11 protein-coding genes, 1 other RNA gene and 2 pseudogenes are annotated in these 10,598 nt (G+C 29.8%); 5 read left to right on the forward strand and 9 right to left on the reverse strand.

Annotated features, from left to right (window positions below):
* Nucleotides 1-276: 276 nt before the first annotated feature.
* On the reverse strand, nucleotides 277-1,104 hold the full coding sequence (locus ABD715_RS17550; protein ID WP_344789648.1) for a hypothetical protein: 828 nt from the start codon (nucleotides 1,102-1,104) through the stop codon (nucleotides 277-279).
* A gap of 111 nt (nucleotides 1,105-1,215) precedes the next feature.
* Nucleotides 1,216-2,247 (reverse strand): glutaminyl-peptide cyclotransferase, encoded by a 1,032-nt coding sequence (locus ABD715_RS17555; RefSeq protein WP_344789649.1) that lies wholly within the window; start codon nucleotides 2,245-2,247, stop codon nucleotides 1,216-1,218.
* Between the two features lie 86 nt (nucleotides 2,248-2,333).
* On the opposite strand from ABD715_RS17555, the gene ffs reads away from it, so the two are divergent.
* The 4 genes from ffs to fsa all read left to right on the forward strand — a co-directional run bounded on the left by ffs (nucleotide 2,334) and on the right by fsa (nucleotide 4,610).
* Nucleotides 2,334-2,432: signal recognition particle sRNA small type (ffs, locus tag ABD715_RS17560), an RNA gene on the forward strand.
* Between the two features lie 128 nt (nucleotides 2,433-2,560).
* Complete coding sequence (locus ABD715_RS17565) at nucleotides 2,561-3,367, forward strand: SDR family oxidoreductase (protein ID WP_344789650.1); 807 nt, start codon at nucleotides 2,561-2,563, stop codon at nucleotides 3,365-3,367.
* Between the two features lie 42 nt (nucleotides 3,368-3,409).
* Nucleotides 3,410-3,826, forward strand: a complete 417-nt coding sequence (locus ABD715_RS17570) for a hypothetical protein (protein ID WP_344789651.1) — start codon at nucleotides 3,410-3,412, stop codon at nucleotides 3,824-3,826.
* Between the two features lie 130 nt (nucleotides 3,827-3,956).
* Nucleotides 3,957-4,610: a fructose-6-phosphate aldolase gene (fsa, locus tag ABD715_RS17575; protein ID WP_344789652.1), complete on the forward strand. Its 654-nt coding sequence runs from the start codon at nucleotides 3,957-3,959 to the stop codon at nucleotides 4,608-4,610.
* A gap of 86 nt (nucleotides 4,611-4,696) precedes the next feature.
* Here fsa and ABD715_RS17580 read toward each other — a convergent pair whose 3' ends face one another.
* Nucleotides 4,697-6,112, reverse strand: a complete 1,416-nt coding sequence (locus ABD715_RS17580; RefSeq protein ID WP_344789653.1) for a TlpA family protein disulfide reductase — start codon at nucleotides 6,110-6,112, stop codon at nucleotides 4,697-4,699.
* 193 nt (nucleotides 6,113-6,305) lie between these two features.
* Here ABD715_RS17580 and ABD715_RS17585 point away from each other — a divergent pair, with 193 nt between their 5' ends.
* Nucleotides 6,306-7,931 carry an ABC-F family ATP-binding cassette domain-containing protein gene (locus ABD715_RS17585; protein WP_344789654.1) on the forward strand — a complete coding sequence of 542 codons (1,626 nt, stop codon included), beginning with the start codon at nucleotides 6,306-6,308 and terminating at the stop codon, nucleotides 7,929-7,931.
* Here ABD715_RS17585 and ABD715_RS17590 read toward each other — a convergent pair.
* The 6 genes and pseudogenes from ABD715_RS17590 to ABD715_RS17615 form a co-directional block, all read right to left on the reverse strand.
* Nucleotides 7,928-8,161: a DUF2007 domain-containing protein gene (locus tag ABD715_RS17590; protein WP_344789655.1), complete on the reverse strand. Its 234-nt coding sequence runs from the start codon at nucleotides 8,159-8,161 to the stop codon at nucleotides 7,928-7,930. The two genes, ABD715_RS17585 and ABD715_RS17590, sit on opposite strands and share 4 nt — an antisense overlap.
* A gap of 115 nt (nucleotides 8,162-8,276) precedes the next feature.
* Nucleotides 8,277-8,513 carry a putative signal transducing protein gene (locus ABD715_RS17595; protein ID WP_344789656.1) on the reverse strand — a complete coding sequence of 79 codons (237 nt, stop codon included), beginning with the start codon at nucleotides 8,511-8,513 and terminating at the stop codon, nucleotides 8,277-8,279.
* Between the two features lie 548 nt (nucleotides 8,514-9,061).
* Complete coding sequence (locus ABD715_RS17600) at nucleotides 9,062-9,538, reverse strand: SRPBCC family protein (RefSeq protein WP_344789657.1); 477 nt, start codon at nucleotides 9,536-9,538, stop codon at nucleotides 9,062-9,064.
* A gap of 65 nt (nucleotides 9,539-9,603) precedes the next feature.
* Nucleotides 9,604-9,831, reverse strand: a complete 228-nt coding sequence (locus tag ABD715_RS17605) for a type II toxin-antitoxin system RelE/ParE family toxin (RefSeq protein WP_344789658.1) — start codon at nucleotides 9,829-9,831, stop codon at nucleotides 9,604-9,606.
* Nucleotides 9,828-10,069, reverse strand: a pseudogene (locus ABD715_RS17610) (type II toxin-antitoxin system ParD family antitoxin). The gene ABD715_RS17605 and the pseudogene ABD715_RS17610 overlap by 4 nt, the downstream one beginning before the upstream one ends.
* Before the next feature lie 196 nt (nucleotides 10,070-10,265).
* Nucleotides 10,266-10,460: pseudogene (locus tag ABD715_RS17615) on the reverse strand (TPM domain-containing protein); the annotation flags it as partial.
* Nucleotides 10,461-10,598 lie beyond the last annotated feature (138 nt).

Raw genomic sequence — 10,598 nt, forward strand, 5'->3', positions numbered from 1 at the left:
TTGTGTGTTTACCTTTACTAAGTTCGTCAATAATTTTTAGTTTAAAAGGTTCTGAATACCGTCTAATTACTTTGTCATTTTTGTACATAATGTTTAAAATTATGTAGCCTTTATTCAGGACGGGTCATAATTACAGTCAACGGTCTCGGCTATGAGTAGTTGCGTGGGTTAGTACTTAATTTTGCAAGTACACACCAAGTTGGAAATTCCGCAGGAATTTCCAAAGTAGGCGAGAACAAGCAATTACTTATAGCCATTGTTGTGCAACGTATTTTTTTATTCGTAATATTTAATTTGTCTTTCCCAAACCATTCCTAATTCTCCATTGGAACTTCTTCTTTTAGAAATCCAATTCCCATTTTTGTCATATACATATTCGAAAGAAGTTTGGTGTGTTCGTTCATCTTCTTCATTGAACCAATTTTGAATAGTCATATTATTCATTTCGTCATATTCGGAAACGAACTTCATAAAACTCCCATCAGGATTGAATTTAAATTGTAAATTTTCATTTCCGTCTTTATCGTATGAGTATGTTCGTCTGTCTTTTAGACTGCCATCAGGTTTATATCTGAACTGCTCAATTTTTTTGTTGTCAAAATTGTATTTGTAAATATATTTCCAACCGCTTTCATTTCCTGGTCTTTTAAGAAGCATCTCAACGTTATTTCCGTTTTCATCATATTTGTTCGATTGGATATTTGTCAGATTGTTGTCTAAATCATAAGTTTTAACAGCAATCATATTGTCGTTGGAATCATACTCATAAGTCCAATAGCTTTTTAATTCATCTGATGAATTTTTCTTCATAGCTTTCTGAGCAACTCCATCTTCATTTCTTTCATAAATAGTTTTTTCGTAAAGCGAACCGTCTCTTTCATATTGTCCGTTTTCTATTACTTTCTCATTTTTATCAAAAATCATATATGAACTTATGTTTGAGTCAAATAGATTTTCTCGACTCTTTAATTCGCCATTCTCTGGTTTGTAGATGACTTCTTTAACCATTTTCATTTTTGGTTTCAGGCTGTCAGAAGTCGATTGAGCGATAAGATTTGTTCCGGAAAATGAAATCAGAATTCCGAGTAATAATATGTATTTCATAGGTTTGTTCATATGTTGCACAACATCCATATAACCAATATACCACTTGTAAATTCCTTAAAAAATAAGATAAGCGTATTAAATGCGAAATATAGAAAAGATCAGGATTTTTTACTCTATAATTTCTACCTCAAATAATTTGTCCCAACGTTTACCAGTTACAAAAAGTGTTTTAGTTTCGGGGTTGTAAGCTATGCCATTTAAAACATCTAAACCATCGTGCTGAGTAACAAGCTTTTTTAATGGCGAAAAATCTATAACACCAATTACACCACCATTTACAGGGTTTATTATAGCTACACCATCTTTTTGGTATCTATTAGCGTAAATTTTGCCATTTACCCATTCCATTTCGTTAATACCAATAATTTTACCTTTATTGGTATAAACCTGTATGTATTCTTGTTCTATCAATGTTTTTGGATCTAGAAGCCATATTTTTTCAGAGCCATCACTTTTGTAAAGCATTTTATCGTTATTACAAAAACCCCAGCCTTCTTTACTATTTCCGTATTTAAAACTACTTAGTTTATCAAAAGTATTAATGTCGTAAACAAAACCAGTACCTTCTTTCCAGGTTAGTTGGTATATTTTATCGTTTAAAATAGTAAGCCCTTCTCCAAAATACTCATCGTCTAAATCAATGTTTTTAATAACCTCTCCTGTTTTATAATTAACATGTCTTAGTTTAGACTCTTTATATTGTCCTGTGCTTTCGTATAAATTATTATTAAAAAATTCTAAGCCTTGAGTGTAAGATGTAATATCATGCGGATATTCGTTTATAATCTTGTACTTGTAAATTTTTGGTATCTCACTATTAAGAATGGTAATGGTAGAGTTAACCGTTTGTTTTTCGTTATTAAAATAAACAATGGCTTCTATGGTATGCTTACCAAGTTTAAAATTACTTAAATTGGTACTTTTACCTATTGTTTTTCCGTTTATGGAGTAGGAAACCGAATCGATTATATGACTTTTTTTGTTCTCTAAAGACAAATTTAAGGTCTCATTATTCGAAATATTACCCTTATTTGCGTTAGTTTTAATGGTAAATACATTTTTTTTCTGTCCAGAATTAGATCCGCAAGATAAAACAAGACAACTTAAAAATATGATAGTTAGATACTTGACGATTTTCATTTTCAAAATTATTTTATAGCAAGATATTTATTTAAAATCAGTTTAAAAAATCATTGTGATTTTTTTAAAAGATTGTATATTTGCACCGGCAAGTCCTACACAACCAGCTCCTGTTGAATCCTCCAGGGCGGGAACGCAGCAAAGGTAAATGGTCGTAGCGGTGTGATGTAGGTAGCTTGCCTTTTTTTGTACCCAAAACTTAAATCTTGAAAGCTAAGGCTAATCAAGATTTTTTAGTTTAAGACCGTTTCTTAAAAATAAGAATCTTAATTAATATTGTATTTTTATAGCAAAATAATTTTGAAAAGGCATAATGAATAAAGTTGTTTTAATTACAGGTGGATCTTCTGGCATAGGAAAATCTATAGGAGAGTTTTTAATAGAAAAAGGGTTTATAGTTTATGGCACAAGTAGATCGCCAGAAAAATATAAAGATTCTAAATTTGCTATTTTAAAGTTGCATGTAAAAGATGTAGATACCATAAAACAAACGGTAAAAACAATTATAGACAACGAAGGAAAATTAGATGTAGTTATTAATAATGCAGGTGCAGGAATTACTGGTCCTGTAGAAGAGATACCTAACGAAGAAATTAAAGCTAATTTTGAAACTAATTTTTTTGGACCTATTAATGTTATAAAATCTGTGTTGCCACAAATGCGTAAGCAAAACTCTGGATTAATAATAAATGTAACGTCTATTGCCGGGTATATGGGACTACCTTATCGTGGAATTTATAGTGCAAGTAAAGGTGCTTTAGAAATTGTAACAGAGGCTTTTAGAATGGAAATAAAAGGTTTTAATATAAACATGACTAATGTAGCTCCTGGCGATTTTGCAACAAACATTGCAGCAGGCAGATACCACGCACCTTTATTAGAAAATTCGCCATACAAAAAGCCATATGGTGACACTTTAAATTTAATGAACGCGCATGTAGATGCTGGTAGCGATCCAGATATAATGGCAAAAGCTATTTTTAAAATTATTAATACAAGAAACCCTAAAGTGCATTATAAAGTAGGGGAGTTTATGCAGAAGTTTTCTATTGTTTTAAAGCGAATTTTACCAGATTTGATCTACGAAAAACTACTAATGAATCATTATAAATTAAAATAATGGTATAAAATTTGCTCTGATAATAAACTTAAAATCTAGAGTATGAAAAAAATACTACTATTACTTTCTTTCTTTTCGATATTAACAGCTTGCGATGCTATTTTGGATGAAGTTGTAGAGTGTATAGTTAATAGACGTCCTGTTCTATCTAATAACAAATTAGATAGTGGTAGAAACGATACTTATTACTCTAATAAGATTTGGGCAGAAATTAAAAACGAACCTAAAGACGATAATTATTACTATAATTTTAGCTATCGTGGCGATTTGCCAAACGGAATAAATATTATTTTTGAAGATAGAGAGGTTTATATTGAAGGTGTGCCAAGAGAAACTGGTCGTTTTAAAATAACCATACATGTTAGTGTAGACGCAAGATACTACAACGAAGATGGTGATATAGAAGATCCTTTATGCAGTAGTAGCGACTCAAAAACCTACACTTTAATTATTAGGTAAACGCATCATTTTAAGTAGAAACTTAATGTTTTCGTAAGTTGTTAATAGAATTTAATAATTAATTAATAGCTCTACTTTGTTATTATTGTAAATTCGCAACAATATTTTAATAAAACAAAATTTATTTACGATGAAATTTTTTATAGATACAGCTAACCTTAGCCAAATTAAAGAAGCTCAAGATCTTGGTGTTCTTGACGGAGTAACAACTAATCCGTCTTTAATGGCTAAAGAAGGCATTACTGGTCACGACAATATTTTAAAACACTATGTTGATATTTGCAACATTGTTGAAGGTGATGTAAGTGCCGAAGTTATTTCTACAGATTTTGAAGGTATGGTTCGCGAAGGAGAAGCTTTAGCAGAGTTACACCCGCAAATAGTTGTAAAATTACCAATGATAAAAGATGGTGTTAAGGCTTGTAAATATTTCGCAGATAAAGGAATAAGAACAAACGTTACTTTAGTATTTTCTGTTGGTCAAGCATTATTGGCTGCAAAAGCAGGAGCAACTTATGTTTCGCCTTTTATTGGTCGTTTAGACGACATTTCTACAGATGGTTTAAACCTTATTGCAGAAATTAGACACGTATATGATAATTATGCCTTTGATACTGAAATATTAGCTGCATCTGTGCGTCATACAATGCATGTTATAGATTGTGCTAAAATTGGTGCAGATGTAATGACAGGGCCTTTAAGCTCTATTGAAGGTTTATTAAAACACCCTTTAACAGATAGTGGTTTAGCTAAGTTTTTAGAAGATTATAAAAAAGGAAACTAAGATCTTTAATATTTAAGTTCTTTATTTATATAATAAAAAGCCTCAACATAACGTCGAGGCTTTTTTATATAATGTATGTAATAATACTATTTGCTAACAATAGCTAAAAGTTGTTGTTCGAAATTTGAAGCAAACATATTTGTATTAGAGTGTACAATTTTTTGATTTTTATTTAATACAAACACCTTTGTCATGGGGTGAATGGCTAAAATATCTTTGTCCTTTTTAACATCATTTAATTGAAACTCTCTTTCTAAAGGATAACTGTTTTTGTTTAAAGAATACATCCAATTTTTAGAGGCTTTGTTATCAATATTAATAGCAATAAAATCTACTTCTGGATATTTATCTTTTAATTCTTTTACCTTATTGTGGCTGTGTTTAAAATGATCGTAAAATTTATTAGACCAAAAATAAATAGCAGTCGGCCTATTTATTAAATTATTAATTAGGTTCTCTTCATTTTTAACATTTAAAACTGTAATATCAGGAAAAGTATTTCCTGTTTTTAACTTATCTAATGTTTTAACTAAAGCTGTAATTGCTACTTTATTTTCTTCGTTTGTGCTTTTTTCTAAAAAAGATTTTAAAACAGCTTTATTGTTTTCTGTATTATCGTTTTTATTCAGAAAATTAAAAGTATTCATGTATAACAGCTTGTTTTTAACAGTTGGTATAGTAATAATACTGTCTATTAATTTAAGCTTATCTAAATTAAAACACAAAGCTTTTCTATTAAATTCTTTAGCGCCACAGTGGTTTATGTGTCTTTCGAGCGCCAAATTATTAAAATTATACTTTAAAAAATTATTATAAATAAAATAGTCTTTATGGAAATTGTTGTTGTAATCTATATCTTTTCTGTAAGCGTAAAAATCTTTTGGTAACGATTTTATAATGTCGTTTTTGTTTTTACCGTAGTGAATAAAAGGGTATACTTCTTTTCTAGAAAAATAGCTGTAATCAATATTAGCTTGAGCTATTTTGTTAAACAAATCAGACGGATTGTATTTTTCTTGAAATCGCTTTAGCTTGTTGTCTTTATAAGTTTTAATAGAATCTATTCTATGCGAAAAAGCTTTAGAGTTTAACTGGCAATATTTAAATATACGTTTATCTTCAATTTCGTTTTGTAAAAATTCGTTTATAAAGTAATTGTTTTTTTTGGCGCCAACACCAGTAAATACTAACGATTCGTCAAACTCAAAAGTATTAACTCTTAGCATAATACTATCGTTAGGCTCTAAAAGTACCATTTGCATTTCACCACCATATTTAATGGTGTAAAAGCCAGGTGTTAAATTTTCAACCTTATATTTAAATCTATTTGTTTTGTCTAATTTAATAGTATCTATAACTTTATCTTCCATAGATAAAACTATAAAATTGTCTGTGGCATTTATAATTTCACCACCTAAAAAAGCATTATTTGTCTTGTTGGTTTTTTTACAACCAACAAATGCAACTAAGGCAAGACATATAATACTAAAATATAATTTCATATAAATTTAAACTAAATATCTAGATGTTATTATCTAAATTATTCTATACAAAAATATACTTTGTTATTAAAAAGTCTTGTTAAGGCGCTGTTAAAACTTGTAAAGCTTGGTTTTATTAAGAAAAATAGAGACTCGAAGTTTCGGCATACGACTTGATTTTTTTACTTTTGCAAAAAAATATAAAACAACCTTTATGCTATCAGTATCTAACCTTTCGGTTCAATTTGGAAAACGTGTTCTTTTTGATGAAGTAAACACAACCTTTAATAATGGAAATTGCTATGGTGTTATTGGAGCTAATGGTTCTGGTAAATCTACATTTTTAAAAATTATTTCAGGAAAACTAGAACCAACATCTGGGCATGTATCTTTAGAGTCTGGTAAACGTATGTCTGTTTTAGAGCAAAATCATAATTTATATGATGAGCATACTGTTTTAGAAACTATTTTAATGGGTAACAAGCCTTTATTTAAAATTAAAACAGAAATAGATGCGCTTTATGCAGATTACTCTGATGAAAATGCAGATAGAATAGGCGAGTTGCAGGTACAGTTTGAAGAAATGGATGGATGGAATGCCGATAGTAATGCTGCATCTATGTTATCTAATTTAGGGATAAAAGAAGAGTTTCATTATACCTTAATGGCAGACTTAGATGGTAAGCAAAAAGTACGTGTTTTATTGGCGCAAGCTTTATTTGGTAATCCAGATGTGTTAATTATGGATGAGCCTACCAACGATTTAGATTACGAAACTATTTCTTGGTTAGAAAACTTTTTAGCAAATTACGATAATTGCGTAATAGTTGTATCGCATGATAGACACTTTTTAGATGCGGTTTGTACTCATATTTCTGATATCGATTTTGGAAAAATAAATCATTATTCTGGTAACTATACGTTTTGGTACGAGTCTTCTCAATTAGCAGCAAGACAGCATGCACAACAAAACAAAAAGGCAGAAGAAAAAAAGAAAGAGTTAGAAGAGTTTATACGTCGTTTTTCTGCCAACGTAGCAAAAAGTAAACAAGCTACAAGTAGAAAGAAAATGATTGATAAATTAAACATTGGAGATATAAGAAGAACGAGTCGTCGTTATCCTGCAATTATTTTTGAACGCGAAAGAGAAGCTGGAGATCAAATTCTTAACATAGAAGGTTTATCTGCTTCAATAGATGGTGAAATATTGTTTAGAGATATCGATTTAAACTTAGTAAAAGGCGATAAGGTAGTTGTTTTTTCTAGAGACTCTAGAGCTACAACTGCATTTTATCAAATTATAAATAATAAAGAAAAAGCTGATGCTGGTAAGTTTGCTTGGGGTGTTACTACAACGCAATCGTATTTACCGTTAGATAATAGTGAGTTTTTTAATAACGATTTAACCTTAATAGATTGGCTACGCCAATGGGCACAAACTGAAGAAGAACGCGAAGAGGTTAATATTCGTGGTTTTTTAGGTAAAATGATTTTTAGTGGAGAAGAGGCTTTTAAAAAATCTTCTGTATTGTCTGGAGGAGAAAAAGTACGTTGTATGTTATCTAGAATGATGATGACCAGAGCAAATGTGCTTCAGTTAGACGAGCCTACCAATCATTTAGACTTAGAGAGTATAACAGCTTTTAACAACTCGTTAAAGAATTTTAAAGGCTCTATGTTATTTACAACGCACGATCATGAGTTTGCACAAACTGTTGGTAATAGAGTAGTGGAGTTAACACCAAATGGCGTTATAGATCGTTACACTACTTTTGATGAGTATATGCAAGACAAGAAAATTAAAGAGTTACGCGATAAAATGTATACCGTTACTGCTTAATTTTTAGTGTATTTAGCAATTAAATCTTTAATTATAGTTATAGCCCTGTTGTGCTCTTCTTTATGAACAAGAATTTGTTGCGGACCTTGGTTAGAGCTTGCAGAGCTGGCTAACCTGTCTACCATAGATTTTTCTCTAATAATAGCACAAATGTTTAAAGATTTTAGTTCGTTAAAAATGCGCTGAACTTCAGTGAAATTACCCGAAAATACTTTAATGTAGTTTAACATGATTTAGTTTTTTAAGTTGTTTAGCTTAAAATTACAAAAAAATGAAATAAAAAAAGCCTTTCAAAAGTTAAAATTTGAAAGGTTTTCTGTTTTAAATTAACTGGTAATTAGTGTTTTATGTTGTTTTTTCTATGCTTTCAACTTTTACAATTGCAATAGCTTTTTCTAGTTCGTCTTTATGCACATACACCTCTTGGTAGTCAGAATTCGAACCTCCAAAAACTTGTATTAAACCTGTTTCGGTTTGTTCTTTTATTATGGCATTTATGTCTACTTTTTCTAAAGCAGAAACAATACGCTGTACAGTAATAAAATTACCATGAAATATTTTAGTATAATTTGAGTTGCTCATTGTTTAGTTTTTTAGAGATTCAACATTTTTTGATGTTGCTAGTTATTGTATTAAAAGAAAAATTATTTAATAAATAATAAGCCTTAACCTTCAATCTTTAAAATACGAAAAATATGACACAATACCAAATCTTACTATTGTAATAATTAATATGTAGAATTATTATAAGAATAAATAAGATGCCTTCCTTATACTAGTTTAGCATCTTTGCGCTACTTCTAGTAACTTATTTTTATCGATTGAATATAAACAGGAACAAATGCCTTAGAGTTTTGTAAAATGTTCTTTTATAAATGCATTTTTAGAATTAGAATAGTTGGGTTGCAAACCTCTCTTTATTTCCTATTTCCGTTTTACTTTTACAATTAAATAAAATGGTTGCTATTAAAGTTAGTAAATATACTTGATGATTTTTTAGGGTTTAGTTTTTTGCCAATCATTGTCTGTAAAATTTTAATATATCACATTTAGGTGTTAAAAATGCAACTGTATTTGGTTAAGTACTAATACTGCGCAATTTTTAATACACGTTTGTTCTATACTAACTTTTATTCAGTTAATATTTCTTTCCATTTTTTAGATTCAGCAAACTCTTTTACAACTCGATTTCGTTCGGTAAGTAAATCAATCATATATTTTTTAAGGAATAGCTTGTCTGCAATCTTTCCTAAAACTCCAAAAGGAGAATTATATTCAAAAATATCAGTCATCAAAGTTCCGTTATTTAATTGCGTAAAGTAATGTTCGTGCTTAAACTCTTTAAAAGCTCCTTTGACCATTTCGTCCACAAAAAAAATCGGTCGGTTAAATTCCGTTATTTTAGAAGTCAACTCTTGGTATATTCCAAAATGTTTAGCTCTCCACGTCACGCTTTCGTCCATTCCAATTAATCCACTTGTTTTTCCAGCTATTGCTTCTTCATTAGTGTGTTTAGTTGAAATTTTGTGTAAATCGATACTTCTTGAAAGGTCAAATACTACTTTTCTATCGGCTTTTATTTTAGTTTTAAGTTCAATTTTGGGCATTTTTGGTGTAAGTATGGTAACGTGTTTAAGTATATAATTTAGTAAATGTAAACCCAAAAGAAAATCTACAGAGGTTTTTTTTGTAAGTAGGCTAGTATTAGCAATAAATTATATGCATTGTTTGCAAACGTTTTTCCAATCAAATAATTATCCGCAATAAAATCTATTTCAGCCATTATTAAGTCGTAATATCTGTCTGCTTGTTCTTTAGACCATTTGTTAAGAGTATAAATCCAAATTTTATCTAAATCTTCAATCGCTTGTTGGCTTATGCGATATTTGTTTTTACTCATAAGTGTTTACGATGTAATTCTTTCAAATGTTGTTTTGGGTCGAAATTTTCAACAAATCCGCTTTTTTCTCCTGCTTCGAGAGCTTTAATAAGTTCTCTTTCTTTTTTTCTTCACGTTCTAACAAACGTAATGCGGAACGAATTACTTCGCTAACCGAACCATATCTACCAGAATTTACTTCTTCTCTGATAAAATCCTCAAAATGATTTCCGAGTGATATTGATGTGTTTTTTCCCATTTTAGCTATAATTTTACTCAAGTATACCAAATCTTGGTAACGTAGACAAATTACACACAACGTTCAGTATAAGAATAGTTGCGGGTTTGTATGCGAGGATTTTTCGCAGGAAAATCAGAAGCTACCAAACAAAGCAACGACCAAACGGCTTAACTAAAATAAGCAATGTTTTTTACACGGTGTTATAAACAGTACTTTATTCCCATTTTGCTATTAATTCCGTTATTCCTTTTTCAATTCCGCTGTAATAATCTCCATTTTTAAATTCAGGAATAATAGTTTGGTCAATTATTTTTTTACAAATTTCGTCAGTCAAAATTTTTTCAGTTCCATGTCCTGTTGAAATCCTTATTTTCCTCAAGTTTTTACTAAAAACAATAGAAAGTCCGTTATCTTTTTCTTTGACCCGTCCTGAATAAAGGCTACATAATTTTAAACATTATGTACAAAAATGACAAAGTAATTAGACGGTATTCAGAACCTTTTAAACTAAAAATTATTGACGAACTTAGTAAAGGTAAACACACAA

Source organism: Postechiella marina (assembly GCF_039538365.1).
In the GTDB taxonomy this organism is placed as follows: domain Bacteria; phylum Bacteroidota; class Bacteroidia; order Flavobacteriales; family Flavobacteriaceae; genus Postechiella; species Postechiella marina.